The sequence below is a fragment of the Rhodococcoides trifolii genome (assembly GCF_014635345.1).
GTDB classification, from domain to species: Bacteria; Actinomycetota; Actinomycetes; order Mycobacteriales; family Mycobacteriaceae; genus Rhodococcoides; species Rhodococcoides trifolii.
The window spans coordinates 684,799-706,848 of sequence record NZ_BMCU01000003.1; the positions used below are offsets into that span (position 1 = coordinate 684,799).

The following is a 22,050-nucleotide window of genomic DNA, read 5'->3' on the forward strand; positions in this document are numbered from 1 at the left end:
TCTCCGTTGATCGCGCGAAAGGGGTGAATGACGCCTATGCGGTTGACACGCATGTGCAGTAAGACCGCATGCTGTCCTGTCCTGATTGAACTGTGCGGTGTGTCACTTTGTCAAGGAGCCCAAACCTACAACACATCATCAGAACCGAGATGGCAGCTGAACAGCAGGTTTGATCCGCCGAGCCACATCGATGAGCCGCAGGTCACAGGGTCGAGGGCGCCTGAAGCCAAATCTCAGGTGTTCTGTGACAGTTGACACTCGTCGTTCGGCTCCATACCGTCGACACCACCGGCGCGCGTACGGCCGATCGACTCACCTCAGGAGAACCCATGACAGAACCACAGGTACTCGACGTCGACGCAATCAAAGCGGAGATCCTCGACCTCGAGACGAAGCGCTACCAGGCAGTGGTCGACGGTGACCTCGACGCGTTCCGCAGCTTCTGTCACCCGAACCTCGTCTACACGCACTCGGACGGCAGTCGCGACACGGTCGCGTCGTACGTGAACAAGGTCGAAACAGGCTTCTACGTCTACCACCGCATCGATCACCCCACCGAGGACGTTCTGGTGGCGGGCGACACGGCCGTCGTGGTCGGAGAAATGAATGCGAGCATCACGGCGAACGGCAAGGACAAGGAGTTGGTGAACAATTCCATCGCCGTCTGGGTTCGCGAGAACGGCACCTGGCTACTGCTGGCGTACCAACCGACGCCTCGCCCGGCGTCCTGACCGTCTTTCACGCACATCATCGAGGAGGCTTCCGTGCTCGAATTCGACCACGACACATTGGCGCAGCGCGTCCTGTTCGGCGCGGGTAAAGCCGCCTCCAATCTGGCTGCGGAGGTCGAGCGACTCGGCGCGGACTCGGTGATGGTGATCGCGGGCCCCGCCGAAAGCAACCTCGCTGACGCAGTGACCCGTGAGATCACCCCTCGCCTGCGGTATTCCGATGTAGCGCCGCATGTTCCGGTCGAGATAGCCGAGAAGGCCCGCGCCGCTGCGCTCGAACACGACATCGACCTCGTGGTCAGCATCGGTGGCGGATCGACGACAGGCTTGGCTAAAGCGATAGCGCTCACCACCGGTATCCCCATCGTGGCCGTTCCCACGACGTACGCCGGCTCCGAGGCGACGAACGTGTGGGGTATGACCGAGGCGTCCCGTAAGACGACCGGGGTCGACGCACGAGTGCTGCCCACCACCGTCATCTACGACGTGTTGTCTCTCCTCACGCTCCCCGTGGAGCTCAGCGTCGCGTCCGGCCTCAATGCGCTGGCGCACTCCGTCGACTCGATGTGGGCACCCCGAGCGGATCCGATCAACTCCACTCTTGCCGTCGAGGCCATCACGGCACTCTCCGGTGGACTGCGTGAGATAAAGAGCGACTCGGCAAGCCAGGCCGGACACGAGCAAACCCTGTACGGGGCGTACCTGTCGGCGGTCGCTTTCGCGTCGGCCGGCTCGGGTTTGCACCACAAGATCTGCCACGTTCTCGGCGGCGCGTACAACCTGCCGCACGCGCAGACCCATGCCGTCGTCCTGCAGTACGTACTCGAATACAACGGACCCTTCGCGCCCGACGCGGAACAGCGCATTGCCACCGCGTTCGCGGCGGACACCGCAGTCGGTGGCCTGTCGGCTCTGCGAGCCGACCTCGATGCACCACGAGCCCTCCGGGACTACGGGCTGAAGGAATCGGACCTCCCCGAGGCCGCCTCACTGATCCTGGCGGCGGTGCCGGCGTCGAATCCCCGCCCGGTGACGATCGGATCCCTCACTTCCCTTCTTCACGATGCCTGGGCAGGGTCGACTTCCGGATCGGAGAACAGCCGATGACCGCCGTGCACGACGAGCAGTCTTCACGGGAACGCGAGCTGACCGACAAGGTCGTGGCCAGTTTCGCCGGAGCGCCCGATCCCCGACTTCGTCATGTTCTCGGCTCCCTGACCGAACATCTGCACGCCTTCATACGCGACGTGCGCCTGACGCAGGAAGAGTGGAATACCGCAATCGAGTTCTTGACCGAGGTCGGGCACATCACCGACGACAAGCGCCAGGAATTCATCCTGCTGTCCGACGTGTTCGGGGCCTCGATGCAGACCGTGACCGTCAACAACGAGGCGATCGCGGGCGAAACCGAGTCGACAGTGTTCGGCCCGTTCTTCGTCGACGATGCACCCGCCGTCCCCCTCGGCGGCGACATCTCCGGTGGCGCTCCGGGACAACCGTGTTGGGTCGAGGGATCGGTGACCGACGTCGACGGTAACCCGATACCGAACGCACGAATCGACGTGTGGGAGGCAGACGACGACGGGTTCTACGACGTTCAGTACCCGGACGGCCGTGTGGCTGCCCGTGGACATCTGTTCTCCGACGAAGCAGGTCGGTTCCGTTTCTGGGGGCTCACACCCACGCCCTATCCCATTCCGTTCGACGGGCCGGTGGGTCGGATGCTGGACGCTGTCGGGCGTTCCCCCATGCGCGCGTCGCACCTGCATTTCATGGTGGCCGCGGCGGACAAGCGAACGCTGATCACTCACATCTTCGTCCGCGGGGACGAATTGCTCGACCGCGATTCGGTTTTCGGGGTGAAGGATTCTCTGGTCAAGGACTTCGTCGAGCAGCCGTCCGACACCCCTACACCGGACGGGCGAGATATCGGCGGTCGAGAGTGGTCGCGGGTTCGATTCGACATCGTTCTGGCTCCCGCACAGTAACCGGGACTGAACGAGGCAGCGCACACTCGGGCACGGTCGACCCCATATTAGAGCCGAAACGGTTGTCGCACAGACTGTTTGCGTCGTAGGAACCAGGGTAACCGAGCATCACGACCTGCTCGCATACTCGAGCCTACCCGCACCGTCACGCAGTTTCCTTCTCCGTCGACGGTGCACGAAGGATACGAACGTGAACGATTCGACCAACCTCACCGTGCTGGTCACTGGCGCCACCGGCAACCTCGGTACCAGCGTCGTCGATGCCCTCACCCGCAACCCGGGCGTCGCGAAGATCATCGGACTCTCCCGCCGAGCGCCGACTTGGCAACCCGCCAGGACGACATTCGTCGAAGCCGACATCGCGGAGGACGACCTGGTCTCCGCGTTCGCCGGTGTCGACGTCGTCATTCACCTTGCCTGGCAGTTCCAACCCACCTACGAGCCGTCTCGGACGTGGGACGTCAACGTTCTGGGCGCGCTGCGAGTCTTCGATGCTGCCGCGAAAGCGCAGGTGCCGTCTCTCGTCTACGCATCTTCGGTCGGAGCGTATGCTCCGGGCCCGAAAGATATTCCGGTGCAAGAGGATTGGCCGACACATGGCTGGCCCGGTGCCGCGTACACCCGTGAGAAGTCCTATCTCGAGCGCGCCCTCGACAGCTTCGAACTCGAGAATCCAGACATGCGCGTCGTGCGGTTGCGACCCGGATTCGTATTCAAACACGAAGCATCGACCGAGCAGCGGCGTTTGTTCGCGGGACCTTTCGTGCCACCGCAGATCGTGCGGCCGGCGTTCGTTCCGTTCGTGCCCTCGATGCCGGGTCTGGTGTTCCAGGCCGTGCATTCGGCCGACGTGGGAGAGGCGTTCTCGAAGGCAGCGACCACGAAAGCGCAGGGGGCCTTCAACATTGCCGCCGAGCCGCCGGTCACGGCACAGGTCCTCGCCGACGTTCTCGACGCCCGAGTGGTTCCGATACCCGTCTTCCCGGTCCGCGCACTTCTGGCGCTGCTGTGGAAGCTCCGTATCGTCCCCACGAGCCCGGACCTACTCGACGCTGTTCTCCGTATCCCCGTCATGGACACGACGCGCGCACGGTCCGAGCTGGGCTGGGAGCCGCGTTACTCGTCGGCGGAAGCGCTGAGCGAATTCGTCCGCGGCATCAACGAGATCGGTGATGCTCCGACGCCACCCCTGTCGGCGTAGGGCAGCTCAGCTCGTCTCGTTGTCGTCGCCCGGATGCGGGACGTTGTTCTCGTCGACGTACGCGGTGGTGTCGGTGTCGACGTTCTGGTCGCGTGGGCCGTCGTTGCTGCCTGCGGACTCGACTGCGTCGGCTGCGTCGCTGGGCATGGTCATGAAAACTCCTCCTCGTAGGAACGTGCGTGCTCGGGTCGGAATGCCCCGCCTTCCCCGACTTCAAGCGTGCCGGTTTCAGATCCAGCCGTGTCGGCGAGCGATCGCACACGCCTCGTGCCGATTTGCTGCTCCGAGTTTTGCGGCCGCAGCAGAGAGGTAGTTGCGAGTCGTACCAGCTGAGAGGTGCGCGCGCTGAGCAATTTCGGCGATGGACGCACCGTCTGCGGCGAATTCGAGAACGTCGGCCTCGCGGGGTGTCAGCGGGGAGTCACCGGCACCGATCGCCTCCGCCGCCAGAGCTGGATCCACGTACCGACCACCACCGTGGACGGTGCGCACCACCTCGGCGAGGGTCGCGGCCGACGTCGTCTTGGGGAGGAATCCCCGTACTCCCGCCGCGAGCGACTTCTTCAGGTAGCCGGGGCGGCCATGACTGGTGACGATGATGGATGCGCAGCCCGGCAGGGCCGACGCGATCTGCACAGCCGCCTCGATCCCGTCGATTCCGCCGAGCTGCAGGTCGAGAACGGCGACGTCGGGTGCGTGCTTGACCGCTTCGACGACCGCAGCTTCACCCGAGTCTGCTTGTGCGACGACGTCGATGTCGTCTTCGAGATCGAGCATCGTTGCCAATGCCGTTCGGATCAGGTTTTCGTCGTCTGCCAACAGAACTCTGATCACGTGTCTCTCCCGGTCCGAAAGGTTGCTGTGACGGAAAAGGTATCGGAGTTCGACTCCACGGTCAGCACCCCACCGACCGCCGCCAGCCGCTCGCGCAGCCCGCTGAGTCCGGTGCCGTCTCCCGTGGACTTCCCGAATGCCGGTTCATCGTTGACGATGCGAATCGTGTTCACGTCGAACTCGATTCGGCAGAACGACGCACTCGAATGACGCAAGATGTTGGTCACTCCCTCTCGCACCACCCAGGCTGCCGGCTCGGCCACACGGTGGGGAACGGCAGAGACGTCCCCGATCAACTCTGTTCGAATCCCCGCGGCGGACAACAACGATCGAGCGCCCACCAGTTCGGAGGCCACGTCGACCGACCGGTATCCGCGCACCAGCTCGCGCGCCTCGCTCATCGATTCCTGTGCGAGCGCGCGGACTTCGTCCATCTGCGCCGCTGCTCGATCGTCACCGCGCCGGGCCAAGGTCGCGGCCAGTTCGCTCTTGACCGCAATGGCGGAGAGCGCGCGTCCCACCACGTCGTGGAGGTCGCGGGAGAAGCGCAGTCGCTCTTCGGCAACGGACAGGGCGCCGGCCGCATCGCGAGTGGCCTCGAGCTCGACCACCAAGCGCAGCAACCACATCGACAGCCGCACCGTGAACGCCATGAGGACGATGAACATGCCGAGGAGGACGATCTGAACGGCCTCCGCGCCGAGAAGGCCGGCAATCACGACGACGACAACGGCCGCGGCCACTGCCCACCGCAGTGTCACAAGCGCTGCAACCGCTGTGGTCATGAGAATCGACGTCCACAGAATGTTCTGGACACTGCCGAAGGCAACCATCACGGCACTCGCTGCGACGAGAACGACGAGCGGAGGTCGGCGGGAGCGACGGGATGGTCCGCCCATGCTCTCGGTGCGCTGCAGAATCACGGCAGCGGCGGCAGTACCCGCGAGTGCCGCCGCCGCTGTCACGGTGTTCTTCTCCGCGACCGATTGCGAGAGCATGGCCACGGCCAAACCCACCACGATCACCAGGAACGACTGCCGCGTGTAGACGCGTACCTTGTCGACATCACTGCTGTCGTTCCAGCCGTGCATCGGGTTGAGGTAATCCCGCAGTCTCATACGCTGCAGCCTTGCAGACGTACGGTCAGGACCGGGGTTCCCACCGGAAGTGGGTGCGGGCGATCACCAGGCTTCCCACAACCCACGACAGCATGACCAGTGCCGGCATACCGGCCTCGGTGAAGGTGGACGCGAACCCGACGGATGCGTCGCCGGCGGTCGTGTTGCCGAACCATCCGAGGTTGAGAAGATCGGATACTGCCGCCATCGGTGTCAGGTCGACTACCCGTGCAAGCGAGTCGGGAACGACGCTGCGCAGCAGAGACGAACCGACCATCGCCAACAGGATCACCGGAAGGCTCGTGATCTGCGCAGCCTCGGCGTTTCGGGTGAACGCCGACGTGATCAACGCCAGCGCGGCGAAGAGTGCAGCACCGCCGACGAGAGCGACCGTCACGAGCAGGATGTTGACCGGAACACCTCCACCCAGCGCGACGACCACACCACCGACGACGATCGTCAGGATCACGGTCAGCAGAAGCGACGGTACCGCCGGTCCGAGAAGGATTTGGAGGTCGGTGCTTTCGCCGGTGCGAAGTCGTTTGAGCACCAATTCGTCTCGTCTCGTGGCGTAGACGGACAGGAGGTTGTAATAGACGAGGAACACCAGAAGGAAGAGGGCGAAGATCTCCAGTGCCGCCGAGACACCCGCGGCCTCGAGGCTACCGCCCCGACTGCCGACGACCAGCAGCACGACGGGGAAGATCAACGGCATCACGACGGCGTTGAACAGGAGGACACGGTTGCGGCCCAGAAGCGTGAACTCGGCCTTCGACAATGCTGTCATGGTGCTCATGCGCTGATCCTTTGGTCGAATTCGTCTGCGATGGAGAGGAACACCGTTTCGAGGGACGCCGCTCGCGCATCGAGGCCGTGCAGGGTCACTCGGTGCTCGCGCGCCCACATCAGCAGTTCGGTGAGGGTGTCCTGCACCGACGAGGTAGTGATGGTCACGGTGTCACCGTGGACGTCGATGTCGACGCCGGGAAGCTGCGGCAACGCCACTCCCGGAACCGTGAAGTCGATCCTGGCCGGGTGGTCGGCAACAACATCGTCGACGGTTCCGCTGCGAACGACGTTGCCCTTGTGCATGATTGCCAACCGGTCACAGAGCGACTCGGCTTCGTCGAGGTAGTGCGTAGTCAACATGATCGTCACGCCGGAGTCCTTGAGCTCCTGGATCAGACGCCACGTGTTCCGTCGGCTCTCGGGGTCCAGTCCGGTGGTTGGTTCGTCGAGGAACAACACACGAGGACGGCTGATGATCGCGCACGCCAGGTCGAGCCGTCGCTGCTCACCGCCGGAGAGAAACTTCACGCGGGTCGTGGCGCGGTCCGACAGATCTACTTTCGCGAGAACCTCGTCGACCGCAAGCGGGTCGCTGCACGTACCGGCCCACATTCGCAGACTCTCCTCTGCGGTGAGATCCTGTGGCAGGCCGCCTTTCTGCAACATGATCCCCAGTGCGGGACGCACTTTTCGGCGATCGGCGACCGGGTCCATGCCCATGATGCGCACCGACCCTGCACTCGGCGTGGAGAGTCCCTGGATCACTTCGAGGGTCGACGTCTTGCCGGCGCCGTTCGTGCCCAGCAGCCCGAAGAGCTCACCCTCGGCGATCTGCAGGTCCAGGCTCTTGACTGCCTCGTACGCATTCTTGCCCGATCCGTAGCGGCGGGTCATGCCCGACACGTCGATGATGCTCATGACTGCTTCCCCCAATTGCGGAGGCCGATGGCAAATCGAACGGCCAGAAAGACGACGATCGCGGCCGTGGCTGCCAGCGCCGGCACGCTCGGCCCGACGATTGCGAAGAGCACTGCGACAATGGCCAACGAGATGACGACAACGACGATCTCGCGTGACATCGTGGGAGCCGGCCCGAGCTCCATGAGGTCGGTGAACAGGTTTCCTTCGTCCGGTTGTTTCATGCTTACGATTGTTCGGCGAGCAGCGGTTACACACCAGTGCGCAGGTGCATGAGCTGCGATGACAGCGTCACGAGTGGGCGATGACAAATGTCATGTGGCCCATTGCTCGGTGCCGTTGTCCGCCGGGAGAGACAATGAACCATGGCGTTACGTAGGCAGGCTCCCAAACCATCCGAACTGCTCGAGCTGGTGTCGTTCAAGAGGCCCGATTTCAACGCCCGTCGCCGCCGCCTGGCGTCCGCGCTGACGATTGCGGACCTGCGCACCATCGCCAAACGGCGCACGCCGCGAGCTGCGTTCGACTACACCGACGGCGCCGCCGACGCCGAGATATCGCTCGCCCGCGCGCGTCAGGCATTCCAGGACGTGGAATTTCATCCGTCGATACTTCGCGACGTGTCACACGTCGACACCTCGACGACGGTGTTCGGTGGGCCCTCGGCACTCCCGTTCGGCATCGCGCCGACCGGTTTCACTCGTCTGATGCAGGCCGAAGGTGAGTACGCCGGTGCGGCCGCCGCCGGAGCGGCCGGAATTCCGTTCAGCCTCTCCACCCTCGGTACCGTGTCCATCGAAGACGTGAAGGCCGTCAACCCGAATGGCCGCAACTGGTTTCAGCTCTACGTCATGAAACAGCGGGAAATTTCCTTCGGGCTCGTCGAGCGTGCCGCGCGTGCGGGATTCGACACGCTGCTCTTCACCGTGGACACCCCGGTGGCGGGCGCCCGCCTACGCGACAACCGCAACGGTTTCTCCATCCCTCCGCAGCTGACCGCGTCGACGGTGTTGAACGCCATTCCGCGACCCTGGTGGTGGTGGGATTTCCTCACCACCGACAAGCTGGAATTCGCTTCGCTGTCGTCGACAGGCGGTACCGTCGCCGATCTCGTCGGATCCGCCATGGACCCGTCGATCTCGTTCGACGACCTGACTGTCGTACGCGACATCTGGCCAGGGCGCCTCGTCGTCAAAGGTGTTCAGAACGTGGAGGATTCGAAGCGGCTGGCGGACCTCGGCGTCGACGGGATCGTGTTGTCCAACCACGGCGGCCGACAGCTCGATCGCGCTCCGGTCCCGTTCCATCTTCTCCCGGATGTCGTACGTGAGGTCGGGCGCGATCTCGACATCGTGATCGACACCGGCATCATGCACGGATCGGACATCGTCGCGTCCATCGCGATGGGTGCCACGTTCACCCTCGTGGGGCGGGCCTACCTGTACGGCCTGATGGCCGGTGGTCGGGCCGGGGTGGACCGCATGATCGAGATTCTGTCCGGCGAAGTTGCGCGCACCATGCAACTGCTGCAGGTGAATTCGCTCGACGAGCTGAACCCGAGCCATGTCACCCAGTTGGCACGCCTGGGTCCGCTGCGCACCGACATTCGTTCCTAACCGAAGAGGACGCGCAGGCCCACGCTCGCCTGTGATCCTCCCGCGCTGAGAATGAAGTTGTGACGCCCCTCGTCACGAAACACCATCTGCATCGGCAGAAACCAGAATCGGTTCTCGCCGGTGAAACCGGCTCCGGGGATCTGAAGCCCTCGCTGATTCACCACATGATTTCCGGACGCGTCGAGAACTTCGAGACCGGCCGGGAAGTCCTTCCCGATGTCGTCGGGTCCGGTCTGCAGCAGCGCCACGAGTCGGCATTCGAGCATACGGGAGTCCCGCGGCACGGTGCAGGTGTCCCATACCGCGCCCAGTACGTCGAGCATGTCCGACGACGCCCGGGCGTACTCGGCGAAGAACAGTCCAGTGATGATCACGTCGGGACTCCTCTCACTGTCCCCCACCCACACTCGGTATCTGCGCCGTGATCGACCGGGGCGTGAGCGTCTTCTGGTTCGTACCATCGGAATTCATCGATGCCAGCTCCGACCGGACCTGGTCGGACACGTCGGGTGCCACGTCGCCCGCCGCGTTGCGAACTCGGGTGTAGACGATGGTCGAACCATCCGGGGTGAACGTAGGGTGCACCGCGTAAGTATCCGTGAGAGGCGTGATCTCCCCACCACCGACGGGCATCGCGTAGATCTCGGAACCGTTGCGTCCGCCGCGGTTGCTGGCGAACACCATGGTGGAACCGTCCGGTGAGATCACGGGGTCGGCGTTGTAGAACTGGTCGCGCAGAACGAGAGTGGGTTCCCCACCCGTCGCGGGTACCTCCATGATGTATCCCGCCGTCATGTACAGCACTCGAGACCCGTCGGGCGAAAACGTTGCGGCGGAGGCTTGTTCCTCGCTCACGAGCGTCCGCACATCGGAGCCGTCGGCCTTCATCAGGCTGATTCCGGTTCCGTCGCTGAAGGCGATGGTCGAACCGTCCGGGGAGAACTCGGGGTCGTAACCGCCCTCGTGCACCGTCGTGGAGTCACCGGATTCGAGGTCGACGACGTCGATGAAACGGCCACCCCTGGTGTATGCAAGGTGCGAGCCGTCCGGGGACAGGGCGGCCGAACCGGCGTAGTTGTCGTCGGGTGCCTGCGGGTCGGTGGTGCGCGTGATCTGCCGGACGCCACTGCCGTCGGCGTCCATCACGAAGATCTGACCCCCGCCGTCGTCGAACGACACAATCATCGGGTTCGGCGGCGGTGGCGGATCCGCAGGCGGCTGAGCGTCTTCGGCGCATCCGGCGACGGCCAGCGACAGTGCGACGAGCGCAACGAGAAGTGGAGGGCGGCGTCTCATCCTCACCTACGACGGTTCCCGCATCACGCCGAAGTGCCTCACGGTGCCGGACACACCGGGAAGCTCCTGCACCGGTGTCCACGTCCGCAGACCGTCGGAACTGTCGGTGTAGAAGTACTTTCCATCGGTGTATCCGTCGAAGTACAAGCGCCACACATCGTTCGGCAGCTGGACCAGCGACGGGCCCTCACGGAACGTCCCCCAGTCGGCGCCGCCCGGGATGAATCGGTACGGCCCTGCGAGGGTCGGGGCGATGGCGTGCTCGATCACCTTTTTGGTTTCGTTCTTGGTGATCGCGTGATAGTCCGAGCCGATCTTGACGACCGTGGTGTCGATGCGATCCGCGCCGAGTCCTACGAGCGGTACAGGCATGCTGAACATGCTCAGCGAGGGGTCCATGGCTGTCATGACGTAGGGAACGAACCCACCGCCGGTCGACAGGGAGAGGATCACGTTGACGGAGTTGCCGTCGACGAACCATTCCGGTGCCCATGCTTTGGTGACGAACGGCGAGAGCGACGGTCCGTCCGACGACCCGGCCGAACCGACCGAGCCCGGTGCGAGTCCGACACCGTCGCCTGTACCCGGCATGAAGATGCAGCAGAAGGGAACCGGGTAGTCCATCAGATGGGTCCAGTTCACACGGTCACTGCTGCGCGCGAAACCTATGTTCGCTCCGCCGGCCGTGGTGTACGTGAGGTAGTACATTCCGTCGGTGTTCCGGAAGATGCTCGGATCCCGCACCAGTCCCGTGGGGGGTCGGTAGGCCGGACGCTGCAGCGACTCGAAGTTGGTGCCGTCCGCTGACTGGTACACGTCCATGTCACGGTCGCTGACGTTGCTGAACGCGACCATCGTGTAGCGCCAGGACGGCTCCGCGTTGCCGGCCGCGGGGGTCGCAAGTGCCGAGGCGAGGAGTACGAGCAGTGCCACCGACACGGCTGAGATGCGGGACATTCGAGTCGACGTCACGCGTGCAGTATCCATGACGTTCCCACGCATCACGAGCCACTTACGTCACAGGTTAGCGGATCGTTACCTCCAGTACCGTTCCGTCGGTTTCGGTTATCCGATCACTCGCCGACCCAGGCGACGTACTCGTGCAGCTGTGATTCGGTGAGGTTCGCGTCCGTCAACGCAGCCAGTACGCCGGGATCGAGGTTCTCCGAACTACCGTCGACGAAGCAACGGGCCCCCTCTGCAGTCACGCCGCGGACCTTCAGCTCGGCGAACGCTTCGGGGGTACTCACAGTCCGGCCGGAATCGCACGAGCGGACACTCCAGCGCCCATGTTGTAGCCGAGATGACCACCCAGCGCACCACCGACACCCGCAACCGCGAACCCGGCCACCGCCAGTGCTTTGGCCGCCCCGTCGGCGGGCGCGTCGGGGGTTTTGGCGCGTCGACGGTAGGAAGCCGCGAACAGCCCCAGCGCAACAGCATTGGTGCCGGCGTGGATCAGTCCCACCCGTCGCTGCTCGACGGTCAGCGTCGACCACGTGGCCCACCCCGTCGCCAAGGCTGTCGGCGCGGTCAGCACCCCGGCCCCGATCAAGCGGCGTGCAGCACCGTCGTTTCCACCAGTGAGGTCGAGAAGCACTGCGCTGCTCCACAATCCGACCGTGCCGTAGGCCATGATGGGGTGGATCGGGTGGCCCACGAAAGTTCCGCGCAGGAGACCGTCGACCGGCGACCCCTCCAATACGGAGCGCAGGGACGAGGCCACCGCATCGCTGACCGGATCGAGCAGGGACGCCTTCTCGGCGGGCGCGAACAGCGCTGTCAGGTTCATACGCGCCGGATACCCGTCTGTGACGTGGGTAACCCCGCCGACGGCGTCAGGTCAGGCGGTTGCCTCTGCTGCGAGTCTGCCGAGCGTGTCGGTCAGCTGGTCCTTGGTGACCAGCGGGAACTTCACCTGCGACAAGAGCTCCTTGTCGGTGACCTTGGACCAGTCGTACGTGTGACGAACCAACGTCTCGTTCGGACCCTGTGATTCGAGCTCCCACAGCCATTCCCATCCGGGAGGCTCGGTGCCCTCAGGAGCGGTCTTCCACGCCAGAAGCTTGTCCTTGGCGTATCCGGAGACATGGTTGTCGGTCTTGTACTCGCCGCCCATGTGGTCGCCCTGCATGTTCATCGTGAACACCTCGCCGACCTTCTGGATTCGATCGGCGTGATCCACTCCGCGAACGAAGCCCGATGCGTCGAGAGCCTGATGTCGCTCGGGGTTGGACAGCACGTCGAAAATTGCGTCGACGGGCGCTTCGATGGTGCGTTCGACAGTGACCTTTTCGTGTTCGCTCATGACCCCACAGTGCACGCCCTCGGCCGAGTCGGCAACGACCGGCGTCGCGACGGGTCTAGCCCTGCACTGCCGTCCCGCAGATCCCACACTGCTCGAACTGCTCGCGCTTCCACCGAGCCAACGGGACGAAGAACACCGTGAACTGCTTGAACTGCTTCGTACGTGCCCATTGCGTCGTGTTGTGGCATCGCGGACACGTCCGGGTGGCACCCATGCCGATGTGTCTGCGTTTGGTACCGAAGCCGAAGAGGAGGAACACGGGCGCCAGCCTACGACGCCGACAGAACCTCGTCCGACGCCTTCGGCTCCGGTGCGCCGGTCGCGGCCGGCGTGCGAACGAAGAGCGACGCCGCCACCGCAACGAGCGACACCGCACCGCCGCACAGGAATGCGGTGTGGATACCCGACTGACTTGCGTCGACGTCGGGTGCGCCACCGGCCAGACGCGACGCTGCCGTGTTCGACATGACCGTCACGAACAACGCAGTTCCCGCTGCGCCTGCCAGCTGCTGGATCGTGTTGAAGATGGCACTTCCGTGCGAATACAGTTCAGCTGGAAGCGATCCCAACGAGGACGTCATCAGCGGCGTCATGATCAGGGCCAAACCCGCCGACAGCAGCATGTGGATACCGATCACGAGGGCGAGGGCGCTCTGCGAGTCGAGGACCGTCATCAGCCACAGTGCGGCGCTGACCACGACCGAGCCGGGAACAACCAGCGGTCGTGGACCGACGCGATCGAACACGCGGCCGACGAACGGTGCGAGCAGCCCCATCAGCAGGCCACCAGGCAGGAGCATGAGGCCGGTGGTCAGGGTGTCGAGACCGCGAACGTTCTGTAGATACATCGGCAGGAGTATCAGGGCGCCGAACAGCGCCATCATCGAGATCGCGATCATCCCGAGCCCGATGCTGAAGGCGGGAGTGGAGAACGGACGCAGATCGAGGAGCGCCAGGCCCCTTTCCTGGCGCGAGAGCTGCCGCAGGACGAATACGACCAGCGCAGCGACACCGACGGCAAGGGGAACCCACACCGGGACGGACGAATCTCCGGACGAGTGACCGATGGTGCTCAGTCCGTACACGATGCCCCCGAAAGCGAACGCGGACAACATGACCGACAGCGCGTCCAGCGGCGCCTTGCGCGATTCGTTGATGTCGACGACGAGCTTGGCTCCGACCCCGAACGCGACGAGCGCGATCGGCAGCACCAGCCAGAACATCCAGCGCCAGTTCGACAGGTCGAGGATGATTCCGGAGATGGTGGGGCCGACGGCGGGGGCGACAGCAATGACGATGGAAATGACGCCCATCATCCGTCCTCGCTGACTCGCGGGCACGACGCCGAGGACGGTGGTCATCAACAGCGGCAGCATGATTGCGGTACCCGCGGCCTGCACCACGCGTCCGGCAAGAAGTATCTCGAATCCCGGCGCCGACGCGGCCAGAAGCGTTCCGAGACTGAAGAGCGTCATCGCGGCGATGAATACCTGGCGCAACGTGAAACGCTGGAACAGATATCCGGTGGTCGGAATGACGACGGCCATCGTGAGGAGAAAGCCGGTCGTCAGCCATTGCGCGGTGGTTGCGCTGATGGACAGGTCCACCATCAAACTCGGCAGTGCCACAGACATGATCGTCTCGTTGAGAATCATCACGAAGGCCGCGACGACCAACACGCCGATCAGCAGCTTGCTCCCAGGTGGAAGTGCGCTGTCGGCCGGGCGGGCGTCGGCGTTCGTGTCGTGTGTCTGCATCGTGAACCTTCGTCGAAGTGGGACCACCAGCGCATGCGGCTGCCTTGTTGATATTGTCATCCACTCTGACAGTCACTGTCAACTTGGTATCGAGTGCTAACCTGGCAGCATCGGAAGGAGGGTCATGAGCGAGCAGCGATCGACCGCGAGTGTGAAGCGGGCCCCGGACTTGCGGGAGCGCCGTCGGCAGGAGACGAAGTTCGACATCGCCTGCGCTGCGCTGGATCTCTTCGAGCGACAGGGATCGTCCGCAACCACCGTGGACCAGATCGCCGCGGAGGCCGGCATCTCACCCAGCACATTCTTCCGATGCTTCCCGTCGAAAGAGGAATCGGTGCTCGAGATCGACGCCCACCTCGAGTCCGATCTGGGCGGATGGCTCGACTCGACACTCGCTGCGGAGATCACGATGACCGGAATCCAAGAGGTCTACGCCCGGTCGATCGAGCGGGTGTCGTCGTCCCCCGATGCGCGGGACCGCCTGCTGCGGACCAGAAGGCTGATCGGCGGCGATGCACATCTACGCGCCGCCGCGTTCGCCGCAGAAGCCATGGCGCTGTGCCGCATCACCGACCGAGTGACACAGGCCCTGTCGGGCACCGAATCCCGAACTCATGCACGGCTTCTCGTCGAAGGCGCCGGAATGGCTGTCCGCGTCGCCTTCGACGACTGGGCCGAACGCATCGATGGTGGAGAGAACGCGGACCTGGGCGAGATCTACCGGTCGACGGCCGACGAGCTGGCACGCGTGGTTCGAAGATAAGCCGCGCGCATGCGTGTTCGTCGTGTTGCGCCGTCGCGGACACGGCTGAGCTACGTGGCTGCCCCGGCCAGCGCACGGGCCGGCGTCGTGACGAACAGGTCGGCCTGAGCAATTCGTCGCGCTGCCCGGTGCAGAGTCACCGACGTGATGCTGCCCGCGTCGTCGCACACCATGTCCAGGTGGATCACACCGGCCGCCGTTCCGACGCGCAGGGAACCGGGCCATCCGACGTGAGCACGCGCCGTCACCCCACTACCGGCGACGCTGGCCGCCGCCGCGACCGCCACGGCGGAGGTGAGTCCGATTGCCGGGTGCGGAGCCATCATGGACAGCATGCGCACGGACACGTCGTAGTCTGCGGCGGCGATCATGGTCCCGTCAGTCGTGCGGTAGTCGACCGGGGATCCGACGATGCCCACCTTCGGGATCGCATTCGACACGGGGTCGTTCTCCCCGCACAGTCCCATTCGAATTGCAGCCTGCCGCCGCAAGCCGATCAGGTCCGGAACATGTTGCGCCAGTTCGGAAATGGTTTCGGAACCGGTGAGCCCGAGATCATCGGCGTCGAAGAAGGCGGACGGAGCGCCCGCCGACACCAGAGTTGCCCGCACGGTTCGCCCGTCGTGCTCGAGTTCGTCGATCGGATTCCCCGTCGGCAGCAGGGCGGTGCCACCGGCAACGTCGACGAAGGTCAGTGCGACAGGAACGCCCAGCGCCGTGGTGCCGGGAACTCCGGCCGATCCTTCTGCGGGCACCACGCCACCGGTCGTCGCGATCTCGGCTACGAGGAGGGCGCCAGTGTTGGTGTTGCGCATGCGGACCGTGGTGCTGACACCGCCGGCCGGCACCAACCCGGTCTGCACCGCGTACAACCCGATGGCGGTTGCGCAGTTCCCGCAGTTACTCCCCCACTCGACGGTTTCCGCACCGATCGAGACCTGAGCGAACAGGTACTCGATGTCGACGCCGGGCTCCGACGATCGGCGCACGATCGCCGCTTTGGAGGTTGTCGAACTGCCTCCGCCGACTCCGTCCAACTGCCGGGGATCACCGGATCCGAAAGCCGACGACAAAATGGCGTCGAGCCCGCCGGCGACCTCGATCAAGGGGTCGACATCGACTGCGTTGAACAGCCAGCACTTGCTGGTGCCGCCCCGCATCCAAGTTCCGTGAAGAGTGAACACAACTACCACCTAGGAATCGTTTCGAGAGAATGTGCGCCGCTCGGGAACCGGCGGTCTTGGGTACTTCCAGAGTGCGCCCCACCTGCGTGGAGCACAATTACGAATCAGTGCAGTGATGTTTCGCTGCACTTAACTCAGAAGACTTCTGGCACGACCACCAGCAGCGTCCAGCACAGAGCCGGTGCGATTGCCACGACGATGCCGGCGTTGATCAGCAGCTGCCGGTAGAAGGCACGGCGTTCGATGTTCTGCGCGCTCGCCAGCACGAGCGCACCGTTCGTGGAGAACGGGGACACGTCGACGACGGTCGCCGAGATGGCCAAGGCGGCAACCACGCCCACCACGGGGAGCGCACCGGTCTCGAGCAGCGGCATCGCCAGCGGGATGACTGCCGCGAGGAGGGCTGTCGACGACGCGAACGCAGAGGTGACTCCGATGACGTAGCAGAGCAGCACCGCGACGATGATGGGCGCGCCGATGGTGATGGCAGCTTCGGCAAGGTGGTCGATGGTCCCGAGCTCTTCGAGCATCGAGATGTAGGTGATCATGCCGGCCACGAGAAGAACCGTGGACCAACTGATTCCGGCGATCGCGTCGTTCTGCTTCGACATGTCGGTGAAGGCCAGGATGCACCCTGCGGCGATTGCGACGAAGCTGATCGGAAGGTGGAACACGAGCACCAGGACGAGAACGACTGCGGTGAGCGCAAGTGTCAGCTTCTGCGTCATCGTGACCTGGACTCGCTCCATCACCCCGAGCGTGGGAACGGTGGTGCGCTCGAGCGTCTTCGTTCCGCCGGCGCCGGTTCCGCCGGATCCGGAGTTGTCCGCTCCTGCCCCGGATGCATCCGGCGACGGGCGATCCGAGGTACCGAGTGCGGAGTACTCCAGGGGGCGCATACGTCCGAGGACCGAGTACACGACGATCGTGATCACCGAGAGAAGCGTGTTGATTCCGTAGCTGGCGAGAAAGAGTGTCCACGGCGCGATGGTGAGACCATTGGATTCGACGAGGTCTCGAACGAGCACGCCCGAGACCGAGATCGGCGAGAAGGCGCCGGCGTGGGCACCGTTGATCGTCATGATTCCCATGACCAGAGGGCTCATTTTCGTCTTGGCGGCGAAGGCCAGTGCGGCCGGAGCGATGAGCGCAACCGCGGCAGGGCTGAACGTGCCGAGTGCGGTGAGGACGGACGCGCATCCGAAGAACACCCAGGGGACGATGGCCACCCGGCCGTGCACAGCTCGAATGCAGGCGTTGACCAGCAGGTCGATGGTCCCGTTCTGCTTTGCCATGCCGAAGAAGTAGGTGACGCCGACGATGGTCAGGACGATCGATCCGGGGAACGACGCAAGAATCTCCTTGTCGTCGTACCCGAGGACGAATGCACCGACCACGAAGGCTCCGACGAAGCCGAGGATCCCGATGTTGATCGGGAAAATGGTGGCAATGGCGAACATCGCCACCAGTGCCAGGAGCGGAAGTATTTCTACGGAGGTCATGGTCTTCGGTCCTTCTGCTGCGGTCGAGGGATTCGGATGACGATCGTGACGGCCGGAGATCCCACCGTCGATCGTGTCGCACATCACGCTAGAAGCAACCTCCGTTCAGGACAATGTGCATTTGCTACGCTGCCCTTCAGTTCAACTGAAGTCACGAGGAGGCACGGTGCAGAGCACATTCGATGTGGTCACGTTGTTTCTGCTGCTCGACATTGCCGATGCCGGATCACTGACGTCGGGAGCGGAGGCGGCCAACATGACGCCGTCGGCAGCATCGCAACGAATCTCGAAGCTGGAGAACAGCATCGGCCAACCAGTCCTCGTCCGTCTGCCCCGTGGAGTGAAGTTGACCGAAGCCGGAGAAGTCCTGACCGACCGCGCGCGCCTGTTCCGTCGGGAGATGCGCGCCGCCCGCGGCGATCTGGAAGCTCTGAGCGGGCTGGAACGGGGTTCGGTTCGGCTCGGTTCCTTCCCGACGGTCAGTGCGACACTTCTGTCCGATGCCCTCAAGGACTGTCACGCACGATGGCCGGGAATCGAGGTGCGAGCCCGGTCGGCCGTACGTCCCGAACTCCTGGAGATGCTGCACTCGAGTGAAATCGAGCTGGCGTTGCTGTGGAGCTACGACTGGACGGAGTCGGCCGACCAGTCCCTGACTCTGCATCCCCTGATGGAAGATCCGACGCTTCTGCTGGCCCCGACCGAGAGCGCTTTGGCCGTGGACTCCGTGTCCATCTCGTCCCTGCGCGGTGCGCGGTGGATTGTACGAAGTGCCGATCATCCCGCGGCGGACGTGCTCTATCGCAGTTGCAAGGAGGCCGGCTTCGTACCCGAGGTCGTGTACGAAGCACACGACTACCGTGAGATCGAGGCCATGGTTGCAGCCGGAGTCGGCATAGCCATGGTCCCGCGGTTGGCCGTGGCGCATCACCGACCCGACGTGTCCGCCGTCGAGTTCCGCGCCGAGGACGCCGTACCCACCCGGTCGATCTACATCGCGACGCTCGCTCGACGAAAGTTCACGCCGAGTATGCACGCCATCACTCGCGCCCTACGCGATGCCGCGTCCCGATACGCGTCACGGGCGATCACGCACACCTAGAGAACGTCGTGCGCGGACCGCTACCAACCCGCCTCCGATCACCAGAACCATTCCGAGACAGGCGAACAACGTCGGCCGGTGGTTCCAGACAACCCAGTCGATCAGGGCCGTGAACACGATGACGGAGTAGATGAACGGACCGACTTTCTCGGCCGGCGCGTACCGGTAGGCCAGCACGATCAGCGCCTGCGACGCCAGCTGCGCGCACCCCAACGCTGCCAACCACCACCACGCCTGCGGTGGAATCGGGCGCCAGTCGGCTACTGCAATCGGAATCGAGATGACGGTCGACAGAAGGAAGTAGTAGAAAAGGACCCTGATCATCGGTTCGGTCGCCCCGAGCCAGCGCACCGACATCATCGCGGTCGCCAGGAACAACGCCCCGGCGAGCGCAGCCAGCGAGCCGAATCCGACACTCTGACTTTGCGGTTGCAGCACCAGCAGCACTCCGACGAAGCCCACCCCCGCACCGATCCACGTCGGCCTCGCCACGCGCTGCCGGGTCACCGCCCACGCGATCAGCGGCATCCACAGCGGCGCGCTGTACGTCAGCAGAGTCGCATTGGCGAGCGGAATCTCGGTGATGGCGAAGAACAACGAGTACCAACACGCCGTTCCCGTCGCCGCCCGCAGCACGTGCAGACCGATCCTGCGCGTTCTCACCCCAACCCAGCCGCCGCGCAGCGCCACCGGAACCACGAAGAGCAGACCGATCGCGTTCTGGAAGAGCAGCAGCACGCCCGTCGACGTGTAGGTACCGCCCTGCTTCGCCAGGGCGCCGACCAGAGAGACGCAGAAGAACGCCGCCGTGGTCAGTGCTGCGCCCAGTGCCAAGTTCTCCGGTCTGTGTCCCACACCGAGCGCGGACGACGTTGCGTCCCTCGATGATTGCGTCACCGCGGCGCCGCGCGCAATCCGGTCTCGACGGCCGCCTGCGTCTCGGCCAGGAAACTCTGGAAGTCGTCACCGATCATGAAGGTCGTGGTGAATTTGCTGCGCTCTGCGGTCTGCATCCAGGTGGGTGTCTCCACCATCCGTGCGAGCGCCGACTGCCAATACTCGACGGCATTCGCCGGCATGTCCGGAGGCCCGTAGAGACCCCGCCAGTTGGACAGGGTGACGTCGAGTCCCTGCTCCCGCGCGGTCGGGACGTCGAGGCCCGGCAGCCTGTTGTCGGCCAGCACGCCGAGTGCGTCGAGGCTTCCCGACGTCACCTGGTCGACGAACTCGCTGACGCCGCCGATCGCCACGTCGGCCTCTCCGCTGAGCAGCGCCGCGTTCTGGTCGCCACCGCCTTCCTGCGTGACGTACTGCACGGTGGACGGGTCGCCTCCGGCTGCGGACACCAGGAGAGCAAAAGGCAGCTCGTCGTCGAAAGCGGCCCCGACCGTCACGCTCGACGGATCGGACGCCATGGACGCCAGGACGTCGCCGAGATCGGCGAACGGAGAACCGGGACGAGTCACGACGACGTAGTACTCGGTCATCAGCCGGGCGATCATCGTGACATCGTCGTAGCCGTACTTCGAGGTGCCGCGCGACTGATTCACCATCATCGACAGCGATGTCACCGCGACCTGGTCGCCGGCGCCCCGGTGGTCCGCGATCATCGTGGCGAGGAAGTCGGCTCCGCTGCCGCCGGGTCGATTCTCCACCGGGAGGGGAACATCGACGATCTTCTCCTTCTGCAGCGCATCGACGACCGAACGGATGGTGAGGTCGAACCCACTACCCGTCGTGGCTCCCGCCGTCATGGTGACCGGTCCCGTGGGATATACCGCCGGCTCGGCGGTGGGCGCGGCGGTGGGCTCGGACTGCGAGCAACCCGCGAGCAGCAGCACGGCAGCGACGGCCGCTCCGAGTAGGGACTTGTTCATGATTGCGCCGCAATGCTTCTCGCGTTCATACGATCGGTCTCTCGTTGGAGGATGGAGTTGAGCGTGCGCGGTGCCACGACGTCGAGCGCTCGGAGCGCGAGGGCCTTGCGGGGCGCGATTCGAACGGGTCGTGTCCTCACGGCGGTCACCATCCAGTCGGCTGCCTCGTCTGCGCTCAGTGCAGCAATCCCGTCGTAGGCCCGGGTGGGCGCAATCATGGGTGTCGACACCAAGGGGTAGTAGATCGTGGTGGAGTGCACGCCTGCCGATCCCCACTCGGTGTCGATGACGCGGCTGACCGCGCTCAGCGCCGCCTTGGATGCGTTGTACGCGGCGAACATCGGCGACGATTCCGGCAGGACGCGCCACGTCGCGACATTGACGATGTGCCCGTCTCCGCGTTCGATCATTCCGGGCGACAGTCCGCGAACGAGCCGGAGCGGCGCGTAGTAGTTCAGGGCCATCACTCGCTCGATGTCGTGCCAGCGCTCGAGGGAATCCGAGAGCGGCCGCCGAATCGACCTGGCCGCGTTGTTGATCAGGACGTCCACGCGGCCGACGCGCTCCACCAGTGCATCGATCTCGGCGAGGTCGGACAGGTCCGCGCGGGCGGCAACGGCGTTGCCACCCGCCGCCGTGATCCGGTCGACGACCTCGTCCAGGAGACTCTGCCGACGTGCGACCGCAATGACGGTTGCGCCTTCTGCTGCGAGCTTGCGGGCGGCGACGGCGCCGATTCCGGAGGATGCGCCGGTGATCAGGATCCGCTTACCCCGCACGTCCACCGGTGTCCCCGCGCGCCACGTCGGGAGAGGACGCATCCCGGCGAGCCTGAGGGACGTTCTGACCTTCGACATCACAGCACCGCCCCTGCCCGGTCGACACAGCGGTAGCTGCTCTGGTGCATGACAGTAAGGTGCGGCGACACCAGGCGCAGCACATCACGTCAAACAATCCTCGACACCGTTACGGGGTTCGGTGCCATCCTTCGGTATGTAATTCTCCCGCAACATGATTCGGATTCGTTTCCACTCACGCTGCGACGCGCACGCGCCTACAGTTGCCC

General features: G+C 64.5%; 26 protein-coding genes. 7 read left to right on the plus strand and 19 right to left on the minus strand.

Going from position 1 to position 22,050, the window contains the following annotated elements:
• Nucleotides 1-329 precede the first annotated feature (329 nt).
• The 4 genes from IEW02_RS16530 (at nucleotide 330) to IEW02_RS16545 (ending at nucleotide 3,920) form a co-directional block, all read left to right on the plus strand.
• The gene (locus IEW02_RS16530) at nucleotides 330-731 is read left to right on the plus strand and encodes a nuclear transport factor 2 family protein (protein WP_188545906.1); all 402 of its coding nucleotides are present in this window, start codon (nucleotides 330-332) and stop codon (nucleotides 729-731) included.
• A 33-nt stretch (nucleotides 732-764) separates the two neighbouring features.
• Nucleotides 765-1,838 carry a maleylacetate reductase gene (locus IEW02_RS16535; protein WP_188545907.1) on the plus strand — a complete coding sequence of 358 codons (1,074 nt, stop codon included), beginning with the start codon at nucleotides 765-767 and terminating at the stop codon, nucleotides 1,836-1,838.
• On the plus strand, nucleotides 1,835-2,719 hold the full coding sequence (locus IEW02_RS16540; protein WP_188545908.1) for a hydroxyquinol 1,2-dioxygenase: 885 nt from the start codon (nucleotides 1,835-1,837) through the stop codon (nucleotides 2,717-2,719). Before IEW02_RS16535 ends, IEW02_RS16540 begins: the two co-directional genes overlap by 4 nt.
• Nucleotides 2,720-2,909: 190 nt before the next feature.
• Complete coding sequence (locus IEW02_RS16545; protein WP_188545909.1) at nucleotides 2,910-3,920, plus strand: NAD-dependent epimerase/dehydratase family protein; 1,011 nt, start codon at nucleotides 2,910-2,912, stop codon at nucleotides 3,918-3,920.
• Nucleotides 3,921-3,926: 6 nt separating this feature from the next.
• On the opposite strand, the gene IEW02_RS16550 is transcribed toward IEW02_RS16545, so the two are convergent.
• The 6 genes from IEW02_RS16550 to IEW02_RS16575 form a co-directional block, all read right to left on the minus strand.
• Nucleotides 3,927-4,073, minus strand: a complete 147-nt coding sequence (locus IEW02_RS16550; RefSeq protein WP_188545910.1) for a hypothetical protein — start codon at nucleotides 4,071-4,073, stop codon at nucleotides 3,927-3,929.
• Nucleotides 4,074-4,148: 75 nt separating this feature from the next.
• The gene (locus IEW02_RS16555) at nucleotides 4,149-4,754 is read right to left on the minus strand and encodes a response regulator transcription factor (RefSeq protein WP_188545911.1); all 606 of its coding nucleotides are present in this window, start codon (nucleotides 4,752-4,754) and stop codon (nucleotides 4,149-4,151) included.
• A complete protein-coding gene (locus IEW02_RS16560; RefSeq protein ID WP_188545912.1) occupies nucleotides 4,751-5,872 on the minus strand; it encodes a sensor histidine kinase in 1,122 nt (373 codons plus the stop codon). The genes IEW02_RS16555 and IEW02_RS16560 overlap by 4 nt, the downstream gene beginning before the upstream one ends.
• A 25-nt stretch (nucleotides 5,873-5,897) precedes the next feature.
• Nucleotides 5,898-6,668 (minus strand): ABC transporter permease, encoded by a 771-nt coding sequence (locus IEW02_RS16565; RefSeq protein WP_188545913.1) that lies wholly within the window; start codon nucleotides 6,666-6,668, stop codon nucleotides 5,898-5,900.
• Nucleotides 6,665-7,579: an ABC transporter ATP-binding protein gene (locus IEW02_RS16570; protein ID WP_188545914.1), complete on the minus strand. Its 915-nt coding sequence runs from the start codon at nucleotides 7,577-7,579 to the stop codon at nucleotides 6,665-6,667. Before IEW02_RS16570 ends, IEW02_RS16565 begins: the two co-directional genes overlap by 4 nt.
• Nucleotides 7,576-7,803 (minus strand): hypothetical protein, encoded by a 228-nt coding sequence (locus IEW02_RS16575; RefSeq protein ID WP_188545915.1) that lies wholly within the window; start codon nucleotides 7,801-7,803, stop codon nucleotides 7,576-7,578. Before IEW02_RS16575 ends, IEW02_RS16570 begins: the two co-directional genes overlap by 4 nt.
• A gap of 141 nt (nucleotides 7,804-7,944) precedes the next feature.
• Between IEW02_RS16575 and IEW02_RS16580 the strand changes: the two genes are divergently transcribed.
• Nucleotides 7,945-9,195, plus strand: coding sequence for an alpha-hydroxy acid oxidase (locus tag IEW02_RS16580; RefSeq protein ID WP_188545916.1), 1,251 nt, complete (start codon nucleotides 7,945-7,947; stop codon nucleotides 9,193-9,195).
• On the opposite strand, the gene IEW02_RS16585 is transcribed toward IEW02_RS16580, so the two are convergent.
• The 8 genes from IEW02_RS16585 to IEW02_RS16620 form a co-directional block, all read right to left on the minus strand.
• On the minus strand, nucleotides 9,192-9,569 hold the full coding sequence (locus tag IEW02_RS16585) for a hypothetical protein (protein WP_188545917.1): 378 nt from the start codon (nucleotides 9,567-9,569) through the stop codon (nucleotides 9,192-9,194). The genes IEW02_RS16580 and IEW02_RS16585 overlap by 4 nt on opposite strands.
• 13 nt (nucleotides 9,570-9,582) lie before the next feature.
• Nucleotides 9,583-10,491, minus strand: a complete 909-nt coding sequence (locus IEW02_RS16590; protein ID WP_188545918.1) for a TolB family protein — start codon at nucleotides 10,489-10,491, stop codon at nucleotides 9,583-9,585.
• 6 nt (nucleotides 10,492-10,497) lie between these two features.
• Nucleotides 10,498-11,463, minus strand: coding sequence for a glycoside hydrolase family 43 protein (locus IEW02_RS16595; protein ID WP_371829964.1), 966 nt, complete (start codon nucleotides 11,461-11,463; stop codon nucleotides 10,498-10,500).
• 101 nt (nucleotides 11,464-11,564) lie between these two features.
• On the minus strand, nucleotides 11,565-11,741 hold the full coding sequence (locus IEW02_RS16600) for a hypothetical protein (protein WP_188545920.1): 177 nt from the start codon (nucleotides 11,739-11,741) through the stop codon (nucleotides 11,565-11,567).
• Nucleotides 11,738-12,283, minus strand: coding sequence for a DUF2231 domain-containing protein (locus IEW02_RS16605; protein ID WP_188545921.1), 546 nt, complete (start codon nucleotides 12,281-12,283; stop codon nucleotides 11,738-11,740). The genes IEW02_RS16600 and IEW02_RS16605 overlap by 4 nt, the downstream gene beginning before the upstream one ends.
• Nucleotides 12,284-12,334: 51 nt before the next feature.
• On the minus strand, nucleotides 12,335-12,799 hold the full coding sequence (locus IEW02_RS16610) for an SRPBCC family protein (protein ID WP_188545922.1): 465 nt from the start codon (nucleotides 12,797-12,799) through the stop codon (nucleotides 12,335-12,337).
• Between the two features lie 55 nt (nucleotides 12,800-12,854).
• Complete coding sequence (locus IEW02_RS16615) at nucleotides 12,855-13,058, minus strand: zinc-ribbon domain-containing protein (RefSeq protein WP_229746086.1); 204 nt, start codon at nucleotides 13,056-13,058, stop codon at nucleotides 12,855-12,857.
• A gap of 10 nt (nucleotides 13,059-13,068) precedes the next feature.
• On the minus strand, nucleotides 13,069-14,556 hold the full coding sequence (locus IEW02_RS16620; protein ID WP_188545923.1) for an MDR family MFS transporter: 1,488 nt from the start codon (nucleotides 14,554-14,556) through the stop codon (nucleotides 13,069-13,071).
• Between the two features lie 124 nt (nucleotides 14,557-14,680).
• On the opposite strand from IEW02_RS16620, the gene IEW02_RS16625 reads away from it, so the two are divergent.
• On the plus strand, nucleotides 14,681-15,319 hold the full coding sequence (locus IEW02_RS16625) for a TetR/AcrR family transcriptional regulator (RefSeq protein WP_188545924.1): 639 nt from the start codon (nucleotides 14,681-14,683) through the stop codon (nucleotides 15,317-15,319).
• Nucleotides 15,320-15,369: 50 nt separating this feature from the next.
• Here the strand turns inward: IEW02_RS16625 and IEW02_RS16630 are convergent, their stop codons facing one another.
• Together IEW02_RS16630 and IEW02_RS16635 are read right to left on the minus strand one after the other, a co-directional pair.
• The gene (locus IEW02_RS16630; protein ID WP_188545925.1) at nucleotides 15,370-16,479 is read right to left on the minus strand and encodes a PrpF domain-containing protein; all 1,110 of its coding nucleotides are present in this window, start codon (nucleotides 16,477-16,479) and stop codon (nucleotides 15,370-15,372) included.
• Nucleotides 16,480-16,637: 158 nt separating this feature from the next.
• Nucleotides 16,638-18,005 carry an SLC13 family permease gene (locus IEW02_RS16635; protein WP_188545926.1) on the minus strand — a complete coding sequence of 456 codons (1,368 nt, stop codon included), beginning with the start codon at nucleotides 18,003-18,005 and terminating at the stop codon, nucleotides 16,638-16,640.
• Between the two features lie 166 nt (nucleotides 18,006-18,171).
• Between IEW02_RS16635 and IEW02_RS16640 the strand changes: the two genes are divergently transcribed.
• Nucleotides 18,172-19,107, plus strand: a complete 936-nt coding sequence (locus IEW02_RS16640) for a LysR family transcriptional regulator (RefSeq protein WP_188545927.1) — start codon at nucleotides 18,172-18,174, stop codon at nucleotides 19,105-19,107.
• Here IEW02_RS16640 and IEW02_RS16645 read toward each other — a convergent pair.
• Genes IEW02_RS16645 through IEW02_RS16655 form a run of 3 tightly spaced genes read right to left on the minus strand, consistent with a single transcriptional unit; the run spans nucleotide 19,084 to nucleotide 21,841 of the window.
• Complete coding sequence (locus tag IEW02_RS16645; RefSeq protein WP_229746087.1) at nucleotides 19,084-20,004, minus strand: DMT family transporter; 921 nt, start codon at nucleotides 20,002-20,004, stop codon at nucleotides 19,084-19,086. The two genes, IEW02_RS16640 and IEW02_RS16645, sit on opposite strands and share 24 nt — an antisense overlap.
• Nucleotides 20,001-20,984 (minus strand): tripartite tricarboxylate transporter substrate binding protein, encoded by a 984-nt coding sequence (locus IEW02_RS16650; RefSeq protein WP_188545928.1) that lies wholly within the window; start codon nucleotides 20,982-20,984, stop codon nucleotides 20,001-20,003. Before IEW02_RS16650 ends, IEW02_RS16645 begins: the two co-directional genes overlap by 4 nt.
• Nucleotides 20,981-21,841, minus strand: coding sequence for an SDR family oxidoreductase (locus IEW02_RS16655; RefSeq protein WP_188545929.1), 861 nt, complete (start codon nucleotides 21,839-21,841; stop codon nucleotides 20,981-20,983). The genes IEW02_RS16650 and IEW02_RS16655 overlap by 4 nt, the downstream gene beginning before the upstream one ends.
• Between the last annotated feature and the right edge of the window lie 209 nt (nucleotides 21,842-22,050).